Genomic DNA, 13,880 nt, shown 5'->3' with positions numbered 1-13,880 from the left:
GATAGCGCGTTCATCGGGTTGATTATTTTTTCGCAGCCATAAATGCACTGAGTTGCGAGAAGGTGATATAGCCTTTTTTCGCCGTATCTATTTCTGCAAAGTGCTGAGCGACGCGGGGCATACCGACCTGCGCCTCTGCCAGCGTCAGTTTGCCATCATGATTGGTATCCGCCGCATTGAAACGATTTTGCATGCGTTGCGCGAAGGTTCCCGCCGGTGCTGCGCTGGCAGCACTGATAAAAACGAACCCTGTCACCAGCACCAGAAACTTTTTCATTTATTACCTCGATTGACCGTTAATTAGAGCGTATGGGGAAAAGCAGAAATTCACGGAAAAAAGGATATAGAAAAGCCAGGCAGGAAGGGTTTCTGAATTGTTCCAGACTTATGTCATCGCATGTCATGGGAACTGACCGGACGCCCGGTCAGGTCAGGACGCGCTGCGTCAGCACATTGGCGGCGCTATCCATTGAGTAGACTATCGGCACCCCTGTTGGCACATGCAACCGGGTAATGGCCTCGTCACTGAGTTTTTCCAGGAAGGTCATCAGTGCGCGCAGTGAATTAGCATGCGCGATGATCAACACCGTCTTACCGGCCCGTAACTCAGGCACCACGACCTGTTGCCAGTAAGGAAGTACCCGGTGCAGGGTCATAAACAGGCTCTCTCCCGTGGGCAAATCATGCAAGGCAATGTGGCGGTAACGGGGGTCGGTTTGCAGCCGGGCGGGTGCAGCTGCATCAGTCGGAGGCATACCATGTAACGTTCTGCGCCAGCGGAAGACATTCTCTTCACCCAGCGTATGCACGGTTGTTGCTTTATTCAGCCCCTGCAACGCTCCGTAATGTCGTTCGTTAAGACGCCAGGTTTTGTCCACCGGCAGCCATGCGCGATCAAGCTGATCCAGCACGCGCCAGGAAGTATGGATGCAGCGAGTCATCACCGAGCTGCAAACGTAATCAGGCATCAGTGATGCTTGCCTGATTAGCGCTCCCGCCCGTTCGGCTTCCAGATATCCCTGTGGCGTAAGGGGCACATCGGTCCAGCCGGTATAACGATTTTCACGGTTCCACTGACTTTCGCCATGACGTAATAAAATAAGTGTTGATGTGTGCATGCGCATCCCATAAAGGGCCGACCAATCTGAATCCTGGTCATTCTGGCATACTTCTCATCTTTATCAGAGTCATGAGTGCGTCATCAGCTGGAAAAGAAAAGGCGTTTGCGTTTCCTGGCAAACTTCGCTGCGCCACCCGCTGCGATGCAGTATTTTTTCCAGACCGGCAACATTACCGGTGAGTCGGGCCATCAGTGGCGCAATCTGCCCACCGTCAGCATCGAAGGAGACATCCAACCCGGATCGTGACAAATATATGGCGTCGAGTTCGCCGTTGGTGACCACCGTATTCCGCCCTGACCATTCTCTGTCACTCAGCACCCGATAGACCCATTGCATTTGTTTGGCGGTTTCAATGGCGTAGGTCAAACGAAACAGATCGTTCTGCTGGGCCAGTTCGCCCGTACATGAGCGCCACAGATAATCGAGTTTGCTCCGCAGTTTGGCTGCGGGCCCAAAAGCCCTGCCCTGTTTCAACAACCACTGAATATCACTGGCGACTTCCCGGGGAAAGCGATGTTGTTTCAGCGCGGTAGCCAGCCAGCGCGTCAGGAAAATATTTTCCTGGGATTCAGAACTGACCAGCCCATCATGTTTCGCCAGCTGAAGTGCGATGAGGGCGCACCATGCCAGATGCCCGGTTTTGTCTGTTAAGGATTGCGTCATCTCCGCAACATCTCCTTGTAATTCATGGTTATTCCGTTGAGAGTTAGTGAAGTACAACTTGCCTGCAATGTAAATGGTTTGTAGTGAATTTGTTGAGTTTTAGGCGTTTTCCCGATGCTGATAACCGACGAAAAAGGGGCAACGTCCGTTATTGCTATAACTCCGTCAGGTTATCCTCCAGCATCATAATTCCACTGTTCTGCATTTTATTTGCGCGCTGGCGGGGCGGGCGTAATAACCTGCCCCATCAACTTATCGACACGGCAAGTTAAGAAGGCGAGCACAAAACCGGCCTGAAATTATCGTCAATATGCTGCCGAACTGAACTATAGTTCAACTCATCCTAAAGGAAAGATGTATTTTCAATTACGTGATCGAATTTGGAACCTGGTAGAAAATCGTAAGGATAAATTAAGAATTGTGCCGATACCCCCGGCAAGTTTCTGAGTAAAGTAAATAATTCATCATGGTGATGACAACATTGATGGAAAAAACCCTCGTTGCCTCCCAAAAATAACACCTGATGTCATTATTTTTATAGTCAGCGTTAAGTTTCCCCTTTTACACAGTGGCGTGTGAGTATATACTCATTTCACAGACTTATTTTAAATCTTAGATTAGTCATACTTTACTCGTTCAACGACACCGTTTGGAGATTTCCATGAGTGATTCACTTAAGGCGCTAAATAACATTCGTACCCTGCGTGCGCAGGCACGTGAACTGGCTCTGGCCGATCTGGAAGAAATGCTTGAGAAGTTCAGCGTTGTTGTTTCAGAACGTCGTGAAGAAAGCCATGCGGAAGAAGCTGCTGTTCGTGAGAAAGCAGAGAAGCTGGCTAAATATCGTGACTTGCTGCTGGAAGACGGTATCGACCCAACTGAATTACTGGGATCTCTGCAAGGTGCGGGTAAACCACGTACTAAACGTGCTCCGCGTCCGGCCAAGTATAAATATACTGAAGATGGTCAGGAAAAACACTGGACTGGTCAGGGCCGTACCCCTGCTGTCATTAAAGCTGCGATTGAAAGCGGTAAATCTCTGGATGACTTCCTGATCTAACCTTTTTCTTTTCAGTATGTTAAAAAAGCTGCAGTGTTAAACCACCGCAGCTTTTTTCTATCGGTTACGTGTCGCCTCTTTCATTGATGTGACAAAAGAATAGAGTTCAGCCGACATTGCATCTGGTGCATCAATGTTACGTTCTATTATTTTTACTACCGCAGAACCCGATATAACCCCCGCAATACGGCTTTTCATCACTTCTCTGACCTGTGCTGGCATGGATATGCCAAAACCTGACATTGCTGGCGGAGCATTAAAGTGTCTGAGCGCTTCAAGGATATGTGGTGAGGGCTGACCTGCCTTATTTTCAATACCGGTCACTCCAGCACGAGAAAGCAGATAAGTATAGCCACCGCCATATGTTGATACTTGTTCTAAGGTGGTCATATCAGCATTAGGTGGCGCAAAGAAAACGGTGGAAATGCCACAGCTCTCAGCGGCCTCACGAAACTCATTTGATTCCTCAACCGGGACATCTCCAATCAACACAGAATCCACGCCAGCTTGTGCACATCTTTTATAAAAATTACTGATGCCGTTAGTGAACACCAGATTAGCATACATCAACAAGCCGATTGGTATATGAGGATGGCGGGTGCGCAGCCGGGCAAGAATATCAAAACATCAGTCAGGTGTAGCGCCTGTCTGTAATGCACGAATCGCTGAAGCCTGGATAACCGGACCATCGGCTAACGGGTCTGAAAAAGGAATACCCAACTCGACAGCGTCTGCACCAGCATTGATCAATGTCTCTATAATTTCACATGACAGATCTGGATTTGGATCCCCGAGGGTGACATAGGGAATAAAAGCCCCTTCTTTATTCTGTTCAAGGCGTTTAAACATAATTTTATAGCGATCCATCCACATACTCCTTTAACTGTAAAACAACCGGCCACAATGGAATATGAATCTGATATCACAGCTTGTTTAAGTTTATGTGAAGGGGGGAGCTTACTTCAGCTTTGCCGCCGCCGCGGCGTGAACTCACCTCAATTCCCTGGCTTGTTCACATACCAACTGCCTCAACCATTGTTGTGCTTTGCTGGCATCTGACCGCCGGTGCCATAGCAAATCGAACTGGATTTGGGGCATCTCAAGCGGTGGATTGAACATCAATACGTCTTCATTTTTTTCGCCAGCTAATGCACTGCGTTTCAACACTGTCGCAATATATTGCGTTTGCTGGATCACGCCAGCAACGGCGAACATAGAAGGCAACGTCAGGCGAAGATCGCGGGTCAGTCCCATTGCCTTAAGACGTTCATCCACCAGACCATAATGATTGCCTTCAGGCGAGACCAGGATATGGCCGGTCCTCAGCCAGGACTCCAGCGTCATCCCCTCTCGTGCCGCTGCGCTATCCCGCTGGACAAGGGTGACAAACTCATCACGAATTAACGGTAGCGATAATATTCTGTTTTCCGATTTCGTCGGCGCAATGCCGAGCACCATGTCAATTTTACCGCTATCCAGCATGGCAACAGATTCATCCCGGTCGATATAAGCCTGCACATGAATCGTCACTCCCGGTGCCTGCTGATTGACCGCTTTCATTATTCCAGGTAGCAGCACCATCATCGGGTATTCAGACATCCCCAGGGTGAATGACATACTTCGATTTGCCGGGGAAAACTCATCCGGGGACAGCAGATGCGACAGTTCCTCCAGCGCTTTTGATACGTGCAAGCCAATTTCTTTTGCGCGCGCGGTCGGCAACAGCCCTGAAGCGCTGCGAATAAAGAGCGGATCGGCAAAATGCGTGCGTAACCGGGAAAGTGCGGCACTCATGGCAGGCTGGCTGACAGAAGCTTTAGTCGCAGCTCGGGTCACATTTTTCTCTTCCATCAAGGCGTCAAAAGCCACCAGAAGATTCAGGTCAAGCCCTCTAAAATCCATAAATTGTATAATCCTCTATATCCATTATTTATTTTAATTATAGCTGATGCGGATGTGATACTGACTGCGTATTCAGGATTCATCACAAAAAATCATCCGCCAGAGGAATTAAGCAATGTCAGGTAATCAAGAGACCATAAATCGCCTTATGGCCGAACGTCAGGCTGTAGAAAAACTTTATCAGGCCTTCAATCTTCAGGATCCTGATTTGATTGATGAAGCAGTAACGCCGGAATGGGATGATATTCCCCTTGCCCCCGGTCAGACAGCGGGCCCGGCAGGGTTGAAACCTGTCATCAGAGAATTTATCCATGCCTTCCCGGATGTTCAGATCATCATTCACGATCTGATCCAGGTTCCAGGCCAGATTGCGGTACGGGCGGAAATTACCGGAACACATAAAGGGAAAATCATGGGGATTGAGCCGACGGGAAAACAGGTCAGCTTCCGGCTGCATGAGTTCCATCAGCTTAATGGCGAGCGTATTACCACCACCTGGCATATGGAGGACTGGTTCGGGTTGTTTATGCAGTTAGGTCAGTTCCCACCACGTCCGTAAACGCAGGGTAACAGCGCGATAAATCGCGCTGTTAAAGCAGGGGAATTTAACTGCCGGGAATACTTGACCGCCTGGATTTTAACTTCGCTACACGTTTATAGGATTCTGCCTTGCCATCGACACCTTTTTCCCAGTCACGAGTCAGAGGATCATCTAAGGGTGACAGAATATATTTTATTTTCTCTCTGCATTCTTCCGAACCTCTTTGTTTCTTAAGTGCTCCCAAAATGTAAGAAATAGCAGGGATAATGCTCTTTTGTTCATTATGACCAAATATTTTTTTACAACTGAGAGGGTCAGCCTCTGGCCACCAACCTCCTTTGAAAACTCTTATTCCTGTTAGTGCCACGGAACCAAACACCCTTCCTCTCATGGTCGTTCTCTTTACATCCCAGACATCCTCACTTTTGAGGTTACGTTTATCCTCTGCAAATAATTTTTCATCACGATAGAAATCGTCGCAAATCTTTCCTGGCATAGCCCTGTAGTTTTTATCGATAGTCATGAGTGATGCTGCGATAGCTGGGCTGTTTTTTATCGCGGTGATGACAGGATTACCATAGGTTAATATGCCGCATGTGGACTTTTCGTGTGAATAATAACCAGGGTTATTGAATTTTTTTGTCATACTGACATCCACATCGAAATATGTTCCACCATAATGGTATAGTGCAGCCAGACGGGTCACATCAGAAGCCGCAGCCTGATTAGCAAAACTGCCGCAATGCTCTCTGGCCCAGGCAGCATAAATGCCTTGCGGTAGATCTAAAAAAAGGGAACGTGGATCCTCAGTTTTTAAAAATCGCCTCCCGTTTTTCTTATCACTATAGTTAAAAGCGAGATAGCGATACTTTGCATCATCACCGATTAACATTTTCTCCAGAGTTCGATTAATCGCGCCAGGACAAGTTGTCCATATTTTCACCTCGAACTCAGGATTTAATCTCATGAAATTAAGAATATTTGAGAGATGAGTCTCTGGTATACCCTTCCCTTCCCAGGCAAAGTGGGCTATTTCTGGTATTTTTATCTCACAACCCTTTGTTTCACTAACGACATAAGGGAAATTCGAATCTGGATAAGTGATTCCCGTATTATTCACCGCGACTATATTTGGTGCAGCACGGAAAGAGGGATTCACATGATAACTATTTAAAAAAGATGGACCTGAAGCCGGTGAAATAGCGCTTGTAGTAGAAAACATATTCTCTCCTTAGATATGAATTATTACTTTTCATACTCGTATGACAGCCCTTCCTGGTAAGGATATTTTATTGCATAATCATGGTTAAAATCGTCTATCACCATCACATATTACGATGATGATCTATAGATAAAGAGGGCTGAAATGATTTCAAAGGACAATGCCGAACATTATATCTGGAGTGATGGGTGCGACGGAGGGGGCCTGCTTAAGCGGTGGAGTTTATTGCCATCTCACACCCTGCGACACGCGGAGACCGTTCAGATCTGACTGTGCTCCCTGGATGCCAGCGAGGCTACACAGGTAGCCTCGATAACCTCTTCTCAACCAATATATTTAGAACCTGCAATACATAATATCCAGCACCTCACCATTTGCTCGGATATATTCTCTATAGCTGGCAGAAAAATAATAGCGATAGAGTTTTGCAACACGCGGATTGGTGACATAACCGAGCAATCCAGCGTAGTTTTGCTGTACCACATAGTTTGTTTTCCACCATTTCATCAGGCTGATGCCTGCAAGGGAAGACTCAGCCAGGGAACAAATTGGTCCCATTCTCAGCCAGTCGTCATCCTCAAGGTGTACGTGGCTGACACCAACGTAACCCACGATGCGATGCTGATACAGAGCAATGGCCGAACGTTGCTCACTTAACTGCTGTATAAGATTTTCCACATCAACCGCAGGCAATGAACCCCGACTTTTCCCTGATTTTCCACGCAAATCCATGCAGCAACGGCCAATCAGTTCATAAATATCAGACACATCGTCAACAGTCGCCATGCGAAATGACAGAGGTTTGTTGGTCATTGGCTGGGTTTCCCGTATCCGACAAAGACACACTGACTTCCCCTCCGGCGGCAAGCGTATTCACTTCGGCCAGACTTAACCCTTCACCCTGCATCAGGAAGTTAACTATCACCCAATGCTGCGCCGATTCCGCCGTAAAATCGCCGAACATACGGTGATATTCGGTCAGCCAAAGAACAAGTTCTTCAGCCATTAACTGACCCGATGTCGCACTCATGTAATCGTAGAAAGAACCACTCTGGTGATGAATAAAATCCTTACCCGGCAGAATGCTACACAGCCCCGGATACAGCCGTGTTTGCAGGATAAAAGCATGCCAGACATTATCAACATCCTGGCTCACCGGGACGAAAGCTTTTTTATTAATTGACGAACAGATCCATAGAAATTTCAGACATTCATCAATCAATTCATCCCTTACCGTTTCTGTATAATCAGTGAGGAAATTAAAGACGATATCAATATACTCTGGCGAAATTAAGCCGCGAATATCATTCGCACTCATCTTTTTTGTGTGTTCCATACCAGCCTCAGAAAATAATGATGCCCATGCAGTTTATGCTAAACCGAAGAAAATCCGGCCTGCTTTCATAAAACGAGGAATAAAGCCATCATCGACAATGGCTTTACCCGTTTTGCATCCTGAAAAAATCAGGCATGACCTCCGGCAAAACAACGCGCCATACAGCCCGCAGAAAGTGACTGGATTTTTTTCATAGCCTCTTTGGTTTGCAGCATTTTAATAAGTGACAGGGTGTTTAAGCGAGTAGTCATTTTGATACCTTTATATTATTCATGGGGTTTTTATTGGTTAGTCGATTATCGGGCGAATGTTTTCCCGCTGGGACCGACAACGAAACATGCTAATTTCGGATTGCTCTGAGAAAAATAGTTAGCAACTAAAATCAGTGAATCTTCAGGAACCAGGGAAATTACCCCACTCTCAGCAGGGGGATGATTCCCGAATTCTGGCGGGTTATCACTGACATTTTCTGAGGCCATCTACATGTCCGCAATGAAACAATTGATCATCAGGATATGATCGATCTATAAAGGAATAAAAAAGGAGGCTATTCATGGTAAAGGATGCAGAGTTCATAAGAAAGAAAACAAGGGCAATTGACATTATGGCGAGTAAAGGCATGTGGAGCAGTAACTATGCGCCCCCTTTGCACCGCCTTTTATGGAAACTGGGAGTGAACATTCCCCCACCGCCGTTCACCACTTTCCGCTCAAATATGTTCATCTTCTCGATCATGTTCGGCCCAGCCTGGGGATTGATGATGTGGCTCATACTCTGGAAGAATGCCGGTAACGGCCTGGTCTCGGTGTTATTAACCTCAGTCTGTGCAGGGCTGTTGTTCGGTTTTTCCATGGCCGCATTCCACTACTGGCGAAAAGTGGTCAACAAACTTCCCGCATGGGACCAACTTTAAGGCTAAATTGCCGTCCAGCGGTATGATACTCAGTAAATTTTGTGCATTATTCTCAGGGAAAGAGCATAAATGAAAAATTATTCTTACTTAACATTACTGATAGCGACCGCCGCCGGGCTTGGCATAATCTTTGGGTTCATTGTCTGGCGTTCATCTATTGATGAAAACACCTTCCTCAGTTCATCTACTGTGAAGATAATGCTTTTATCTGCTTTCATTCTGACGCTGCTGCCATTCTTCGGCATTGTCAAATGGGGTAAAGGTAAAAAACCACAGTCACCCGGTGATTATTTAAAGTTATATGCTGGCTCGGTCATCATTGTCACCCTGCTCAGTTATTTTCTGCTTATCAACGCCGCCTGGCTATTACCAGGACAAATCACCACCTATACCGCTGCCTATGAATTTTCCGCGAGTGGACGTCACAGCTGTGCAGGTGCCCGCTTCTATGATCCTGATTTGAAAAAACGCATCAAGGTCTGTGAACCGGCAGGATATTATTTCACCAATAGCACTATCCGGGTCACCAAGCGTTCCAACATGCTGGGGATGGTCGTTATTTATGCAGATACCGCACCCTGAGCGAATGAGTCCTTCAAGACATCCGGCGAACACAGAGAACTGCACGCAAGGGAAAAACCTGCTGGACACGCATGCCAGCAGGTGAGTACGCGATAGTTACTGATGAATAGCCTGTCTGACTTCTTCGGCCGTCAGCGTCTGTAAAAACAGATCGCTGCCGGGCTGGAACAAGGTTGCGGTTGCCAGGTTACCTGTCACCACCGGGGCGAAACCTGCGGCTTGCGTCAGTTTTGCTACTGTATCCAGCGCTTGCTTATCGTCGCCGGCCAGCGGCACCGCAAGCGGCTCACCTGTGCGATGTGCCTCGGCGGCCAGGCTGGCAGCCGCCAGCGAATTGAATCCCCGTACCACCCTTGCGCCGCTGAAAAGACGGGCACTGTAAACACCGCTACCGGCCTGTAATGCCTGAGTGGCCACCGCACCGTCCCTTTGCGGATAAGGATTCGCGACATCCAGCACCACTTTTCCCTGCAAAGGTGCAGACAGACTTTTCGCCAGCGCCGGTAAGGCACCATAAGGCACCGCCATAACGACGACATCGCCGAATTCTGCTGCCTGTAATGGGGTACCTGCCTGAGCGTGGTCCCCCAGCGAACTAACCAGCGGCTGCAACGCCTGCGGGTGACGGGAGGCAAAAAACACCGAATACCCCGCCTTTACCCACAACCGCCCCAGCGTTCCTCCCATATCACCCGCCCCAATAATACCAATGCGCGGCAGGGGGGAAGCCAAAACATGGGTACTACCCGCCAACAGCAGTAACAAAGAACCAACCAGAACCTTCGCGAAGCGTGACATAGTGAATTCCTTAATGTGATGGACATCACAAAGTATACATAGAAATCCAGGTATCAATGTCACGCTGGTCAAGCCACGCGCATCTCAGGATGGAAAGTGCATCACCAACATATCAATGAATCGCCGGACTTTTGCCGCCAGATGTTTGCGGTTCGGGTATATCGCGTTAATGGCGATGTCCTTTCCTGACAAGTTGGGAAATAATTTCACCAGCCGATGATGATGCAAATCATCAGTCGCCAGAAATGAGGGCAGCAGGGCGATCCCCATTCCGGCCACGGCCGCATCTTTTATCGCTTCGCCGCTGTCAAAGCGCAGGCGGCGATTGCCGCTAATGGCGACCTCAAGCCCCTCTTTCCCTGTCAGTTGCCAAACCCCTGAACCGGGCTGAAGGCCATATATCAATCTCTGATGGGCTGCAATCTCATGGTGATTTTCAGGTGTGCCGTATTGTTGCAAATAAGCGGGTGAAGCGTAGATAAAGTGCTGGCAGCGGGTAATGCGGCGGGCAACCATTAATGAATCGACGGGCAGGTCTCCCATCCTGATACCCAGGTCGAATCCTTCTTCCACTAAGTCGATAATCCTGTCAGTAAAGCTGATTTCAATTTCCAGTTCAGGCCATTCTGTTAGAAATTCATTCAGCAGCGGCAAAATCACGATGCGGCCAAAAGCTGAGGTTACCGTGAGACGCAGCGTCCCTTTTGGCTCGGGATTATCCTGCCTGACGCTGCTTTCAGCTTCATCAATATCCGCGAGGATCTGCACACATCGTTCGTAAAAATATTGCCCATCGGTGGTCAGTGACAAGGTGCGGGTCGAACGATGTAACAAACGCGTCCCCAGATGGGTTTCCAGGCGCGCCAGGGCCTTACCCGCAGCAGAGCGTGTTAACCCCAACGCTTTCGCAGCCGCAACAAAACTTCCCAATTCGACGATCGCCACGAAGGTGCGCATGGTCCTCAGCTCCATGCCACCGCCGGCATGCGGTTCAGTGATGAATGTGCGGATACCCATTGTAGAAACCTATTCCCTGACTGTTTGGTTAAATTACTTAAGGAGAAAATTATTCACCAGGAGAGCGAGAAATGTTACCTGTTAGGGCACAAAAAGCGTTAGAAGGCTGGAAAGAGGCGGCGATGCCGGTATTACTGAAAATGCAGGGAGCCAGTGATCAGAGCTGGCAGGAAGCGCGCGACAGCTATGTTGCGGGGCTGGACCGGCTTTTCCCGGCACCGGCAGGCGTGACCTTTACTCAGACGGATTTAGGTGGCGTCGCCACCATGGTGGTCACACCGGACAATGTCATAGAAGGCCGGACACTGTTTTATATCCATGGCGGTGGCTATGTTCACGGCGGGATAAAAGCCTATCGCGGCCTGGCCGGGAACTATGCCAGACAACTGCGGGCGCGTGTTTACGTCCCGGATTACCGCCAGGCACCCGAATATCCCTTCCCGACGCCGATTGAAGATACCTTCACAGCCTGGTGCGCCTTGCTGGCAAGCGGGGTGGATGCCAAATCACTGGTTATTTCCGGCGATTCGGCAGGCGGGGCCATGCTGGTGACCATCATGCGGAAAGCGCGCGATGCTCAGCTTCCGTTGCCTGTCGCCGCCGTGGCTTTTTCTCCCTGGGCGGACCTCACCCACAGCGGAGCATCGGCGCGCGTCAGGAATGGACTCGATCCCTTATGCAGCACGGAATTTCTTAACCAGCTGGCAGGTGTTTTTCTGGCAGGAGAATTACCCACCCATCCTGATGCCTCACCGATTTTTGCCGATGTCAGGGATCTGGCCCCCACGCTGATTCAGATTGGTGAAAATGAGGTGATGCTGAGTGGTGCAATCCGGCTCGCCGCGCACCTTGGCGAAAATCGCGTCCGCAGTTCGCTTGAGGTATGGCCCGGAATGTTCCATGTCTGGCATTTGTTTGCCGGGATGCTTCCCGAAGCCGATCAGGCGTTACGCAACGCGGTGAGGTTCCTTGATGACGCTCTGACGCCATCCCGCTGATCTTTTTCTGTCTCCAGGTGCGAATAAATTCGCACCTTACAGTGGCAGGAAGGCATTTATACCGGCCTTGTTAATAAGGGTATTGATCGCGTCGCCACAGAATATGCCAGATTAAACCAATGCTATTGAATGCAACGTCACTGGCAACGTTGAATAATAATCATACGATATTTCATCACCCTGCCTGTATAAGTTCCCTGCCAGTCACCGTCAGTCTGACTTCGTAATAACGCGACTTGTCGGTGGGATGAGTAATAAATTCAATCAGACCTGCCCGCATCAGCGGCGCCAGGCTACGGCAGGTAATATCTTTTCTGTTGCAGGCCGAAATATCCCTTCTCATTTCCAGTCCTATCGCTCTATCGCCACGCAACTTGTGTTTCGTTCCGCTCTGTATACGACGCAAAGTAATAAGCTGCACTTCTGATAACGCCATTACCCCCTCCCGAGGTGAATAGTTAGATGCCGTTTTACGGATTTCCCCATTAATCCAGATCGTTCAGGATCTGGCTTCCATTAACTATTAAGGGTTACACATCCCGCTCATTATATCGAAAAGATTCTGTAAGGAAATTGTAAGCATGAATTAAATGCGGAGGAGGACAAATTGATCGATCAGTCACTTTCACTTAATTTTTTCTATCAAAATCATAGATAAAAGTCCGTTGCCCGGGATACCGGGAACCTTTAGTGTCAGGACTCAAAATTACACCAGCCCGAGACAGAAATGACGAATTCTTTTCCTCACCAAATTTCACACGAATATGGCGAAACTTTTTTGACCAGTCAGCCGGTTCGTGTTGCCACCATTTCTACCGGACAGACGGATAGCTGTGTCACTCTGGGGATCATTCCTGTTGGCACCACACAGGGCCACGGTACCGGGGTATTCGAACCCTATTTATCGCTTTATTATCCCCAGTACGCACGTGGTTTAGGGACCCTGCGCGACCTCGGTGAGCGTAAAGATCCCGATATTGAAGCCATAAAATCCGTGCATCCGGACCTTATCCTGCTTAACTCCGCCGGATTACAGCGGCCCGAGATTCTGACCGCCCTGCAAGCCATCGCCCCTGCGGTGGTGACAAAAGGTCGTGGCACCAACTGGCGCAGCGATTTTCTTAAAGTGGCGGAGGCGCTGGGCCGGTTGCCGGAGGCTGACAGCTGGTTACAGTCCTGGGATCACGACTGCCTGCATACCCGCCCAGCGGCGGTGTCGATTGCGTTTATTCAGTCCAATGGACAGCGCGTAAAACTCATGGGCCGTCACTCGTTCGCCGGTTTAATCGCGCATGATTTAGGGCTGACCTGGGGAGGCGGTGAAGACTTTGACAATGTCTCGCGTGTCATAGAACCGCAAGATCTGGCCGATATTGATGCCGACTGGATTATCTTTGGCGGCCAGAAAAACGGCTCAAATCTGATCCGCGCCATGTCCGGTTGGGAGAATCTCCGCGCAGTGCAGGCGGGCAAGGCAGTTGAGGTTGACTACCAGCCTTACTTTAATAACGCCGGACCCACGGCAGCACGTATCATCCTGAACCAGCTGCGGGCGATTATCGGCTAACCAGCGACAACACCGCGCGTATTGTACGCGCGGATTTTTAACCGCCCCACCTCTCACAGCCTCATGACCTTTAACCCGCCCCATCTGCCCCGCACTATTCTGCGAATGGAATACATCGCCATAGATTGTTTCATTTTGACGTTACTTTATTGAAACTGAT

General features: G+C 49.0%; 17 protein-coding genes and 1 pseudogene. 6 read left to right on the top strand and 12 right to left on the bottom strand.

The features are described from left to right. Positions 1–22 precede the first annotated feature (22 nt). From CUN67_RS27395 to CUN67_RS27385, 3 genes are all read right to left on the bottom strand, one after another. Positions 23–277, bottom strand: coding sequence for an EF-hand domain-containing protein (locus tag CUN67_RS27395; protein ID WP_208718605.1), 255 nt, complete (start codon positions 275–277; stop codon positions 23–25). A 148-nt stretch (positions 278–425) separates the two neighbouring features. Next, positions 426–1,118 carry a 2,3-bisphosphoglycerate-dependent phosphoglycerate mutase gene (locus CUN67_RS27390; protein WP_208718604.1) on the bottom strand — a complete coding sequence of 231 codons (693 nt, stop codon included), beginning with the start codon at positions 1,116–1,118 and terminating at the stop codon, positions 426–428. 69 nt (positions 1,119–1,187) lie between these two features. Next, positions 1,188–1,784: a DUF2913 family protein gene (locus CUN67_RS27385; RefSeq protein ID WP_208718603.1), complete on the bottom strand. Its 597-nt coding sequence runs from the start codon at positions 1,782–1,784 to the stop codon at positions 1,188–1,190. Positions 1,785–2,445: 661 nt separating this feature from the next. Between CUN67_RS27385 and CUN67_RS27380 the strand changes: the two genes are divergently transcribed. Then, positions 2,446–2,844 carry an H-NS family histone-like protein gene (locus tag CUN67_RS27380; protein WP_208718602.1) on the top strand — a complete coding sequence of 133 codons (399 nt, stop codon included), beginning with the start codon at positions 2,446–2,448 and terminating at the stop codon, positions 2,842–2,844. 57 nt (positions 2,845–2,901) lie between these two features. On the opposite strand, the pseudogene trpA reads toward CUN67_RS27380, so the two are convergent. Further along, positions 2,902–3,711 (bottom strand): annotated as a pseudogene (gene trpA / locus CUN67_RS27375) (tryptophan synthase subunit alpha). Positions 3,712–3,834: 123 nt separating this feature from the next. Further along, on the bottom strand, positions 3,835–4,746 hold the full coding sequence (locus CUN67_RS27370; RefSeq protein WP_208718601.1) for a LysR family transcriptional regulator: 912 nt from the start codon (positions 4,744–4,746) through the stop codon (positions 3,835–3,837). A 115-nt stretch (positions 4,747–4,861) separates the two neighbouring features. On the opposite strand from CUN67_RS27370, the gene CUN67_RS27365 reads away from it, so the two are divergent. Next, positions 4,862–5,305, top strand: coding sequence for an ester cyclase (locus CUN67_RS27365; protein WP_208718600.1), 444 nt, complete (start codon positions 4,862–4,864; stop codon positions 5,303–5,305). Between the two features lie 46 nt (positions 5,306–5,351). On the opposite strand, the gene CUN67_RS27360 is transcribed toward CUN67_RS27365, so the two are convergent. From CUN67_RS27360 to CUN67_RS30625, 4 genes are all read right to left on the bottom strand, one after another. After that, a complete protein-coding gene (locus CUN67_RS27360) occupies positions 5,352–6,509 on the bottom strand; it encodes a glycosyltransferase (RefSeq protein ID WP_208718599.1) in 1,158 nt (385 codons plus the stop codon). Between the two features lie 336 nt (positions 6,510–6,845). Continuing rightward, positions 6,846–7,322: a hypothetical protein gene (locus tag CUN67_RS27355; protein ID WP_208718598.1), complete on the bottom strand. Its 477-nt coding sequence runs from the start codon at positions 7,320–7,322 to the stop codon at positions 6,846–6,848. Next, entirely contained in the window at positions 7,282–7,827 is a 546-nt protein-coding gene (locus CUN67_RS27350) for a hypothetical protein (RefSeq protein ID WP_217621310.1), read from the bottom strand. The genes CUN67_RS27355 and CUN67_RS27350 overlap by 41 nt, the downstream gene beginning before the upstream one ends. A 146-nt stretch (positions 7,828–7,973) precedes the next feature. After that, complete coding sequence (locus CUN67_RS30625; RefSeq protein ID WP_302882500.1) at positions 7,974–8,096, bottom strand: hypothetical protein; 123 nt, start codon at positions 8,094–8,096, stop codon at positions 7,974–7,976. A gap of 302 nt (positions 8,097–8,398) precedes the next feature. Between CUN67_RS30625 and CUN67_RS27345 the strand changes: the two genes are divergently transcribed. Continuing rightward, positions 8,399–8,758 carry a DUF6404 family protein gene (locus CUN67_RS27345; RefSeq protein WP_208718596.1) on the top strand — a complete coding sequence of 120 codons (360 nt, stop codon included), beginning with the start codon at positions 8,399–8,401 and terminating at the stop codon, positions 8,756–8,758. Positions 8,759–8,827: 69 nt separating this feature from the next. Then, positions 8,828–9,340 (top strand): hypothetical protein, encoded by a 513-nt coding sequence (locus CUN67_RS27340; protein ID WP_208718595.1) that lies wholly within the window; start codon positions 8,828–8,830, stop codon positions 9,338–9,340. Positions 9,341–9,436: 96 nt separating this feature from the next. Here CUN67_RS27340 and CUN67_RS27335 read toward each other — a convergent pair whose 3' ends face one another. Then, positions 9,437–10,138 carry an NADPH-dependent F420 reductase gene (locus CUN67_RS27335; RefSeq protein ID WP_208718594.1) on the bottom strand — a complete coding sequence of 234 codons (702 nt, stop codon included), beginning with the start codon at positions 10,136–10,138 and terminating at the stop codon, positions 9,437–9,439. A gap of 84 nt (positions 10,139–10,222) precedes the next feature. Continuing rightward, on the bottom strand, positions 10,223–11,110 hold the full coding sequence (locus CUN67_RS27330; RefSeq protein ID WP_254711434.1) for a LysR family transcriptional regulator: 888 nt from the start codon (positions 11,108–11,110) through the stop codon (positions 10,223–10,225). A 116-nt stretch (positions 11,111–11,226) separates the two neighbouring features. Between CUN67_RS27330 and CUN67_RS27325 the strand changes: the two genes are divergently transcribed. Beyond that, entirely contained in the window at positions 11,227–12,153 is a 927-nt protein-coding gene (locus CUN67_RS27325; protein WP_208718592.1) for an alpha/beta hydrolase, read from the top strand. Positions 12,154–12,328: 175 nt separating this feature from the next. Here the strand turns inward: CUN67_RS27325 and CUN67_RS27320 are convergent, their stop codons facing one another. Then, positions 12,329–12,589 carry a hypothetical protein gene (locus CUN67_RS27320; RefSeq protein WP_208718591.1) on the bottom strand — a complete coding sequence of 87 codons (261 nt, stop codon included), beginning with the start codon at positions 12,587–12,589 and terminating at the stop codon, positions 12,329–12,331. A 291-nt stretch (positions 12,590–12,880) separates the two neighbouring features. On the opposite strand from CUN67_RS27320, the gene CUN67_RS27315 reads away from it, so the two are divergent. Further along, complete coding sequence (locus tag CUN67_RS27315; RefSeq protein WP_208718590.1) at positions 12,881–13,720, top strand: ABC transporter substrate-binding protein; 840 nt, start codon at positions 12,881–12,883, stop codon at positions 13,718–13,720. Positions 13,721–13,880: the final 160 nt, after the last annotated feature.

This window comes from Pantoea cypripedii, from assembly GCF_011395035.1.
Classification (GTDB): domain Bacteria; phylum Pseudomonadota; class Gammaproteobacteria; order Enterobacterales; family Enterobacteriaceae; genus Pantoea; species Pantoea cypripedii_A.
This window is presented reverse-complemented; position numbering and strand designations above follow the sequence as displayed.

Bases quoted from the DNA above. Each gene is read 5' to 3' on its own strand.
- CUN67_RS27315 (WP_208718590.1), top strand. From the start codon at position 12,881: ATGACGAATTCTTTTCCTCACCAAATTTCACACGAATATGGCGAAACT.
- CUN67_RS30625 (WP_302882500.1), bottom strand. From the start codon at position 8,096: ATGACTACTCGCTTAAACACCCTGTCACTTATTAAAATGCTGCAAACC.
- CUN67_RS27320 (WP_208718591.1), bottom strand. From the start codon at position 12,589: ATGGCGTTATCAGAAGTGCAGCTTATTACTTTGCGTCGTATACAGAGC.
- CUN67_RS27370 (WP_208718601.1), bottom strand. From the start codon at position 4,746: ATGGATTTTAGAGGGCTTGACCTGAATCTTCTGGTGGCTTTTGACGCC.
- CUN67_RS27385 (WP_208718603.1), bottom strand. From the start codon at position 1,784: ATGACGCAATCCTTAACAGACAAAACCGGGCATCTGGCATGGTGCGCC.
- CUN67_RS27380 (WP_208718602.1), top strand. From the start codon at position 2,446: ATGAGTGATTCACTTAAGGCGCTAAATAACATTCGTACCCTGCGTGCG.
- CUN67_RS27330 (WP_254711434.1), bottom strand. From the start codon at position 11,110: ATGGAGCTGAGGACCATGCGCACCTTCGTGGCGATCGTCGAATTGGGA.
- CUN67_RS27395 (WP_208718605.1), bottom strand. From the start codon at position 277: ATGAAAAAGTTTCTGGTGCTGGTGACAGGGTTCGTTTTTATCAGTGCT.
- CUN67_RS27355 (WP_208718598.1), bottom strand. From the start codon at position 7,322: ATGACCAACAAACCTCTGTCATTTCGCATGGCGACTGTTGACGATGTG.
- CUN67_RS27345 (WP_208718596.1), top strand. From the start codon at position 8,399: ATGGTAAAGGATGCAGAGTTCATAAGAAAGAAAACAAGGGCAATTGAC.
- CUN67_RS27325 (WP_208718592.1), top strand. From the start codon at position 11,227: ATGTTACCTGTTAGGGCACAAAAAGCGTTAGAAGGCTGGAAAGAGGCG.
- CUN67_RS27340 (WP_208718595.1), top strand. From the start codon at position 8,828: ATGAAAAATTATTCTTACTTAACATTACTGATAGCGACCGCCGCCGGG.
- CUN67_RS27360 (WP_208718599.1), bottom strand. From the start codon at position 6,509: ATGTTTTCTACTACAAGCGCTATTTCACCGGCTTCAGGTCCATCTTTT.
- CUN67_RS27365 (WP_208718600.1), top strand. From the start codon at position 4,862: ATGTCAGGTAATCAAGAGACCATAAATCGCCTTATGGCCGAACGTCAG.
- CUN67_RS27335 (WP_208718594.1), bottom strand. From the start codon at position 10,138: ATGTCACGCTTCGCGAAGGTTCTGGTTGGTTCTTTGTTACTGCTGTTG.
- CUN67_RS27350 (WP_217621310.1), bottom strand. From the start codon at position 7,827: ATGAGTGCGAATGATATTCGCGGCTTAATTTCGCCAGAGTATATTGAT.
- CUN67_RS27390 (WP_208718604.1), bottom strand. From the start codon at position 1,118: ATGCACACATCAACACTTATTTTATTACGTCATGGCGAAAGTCAGTGG.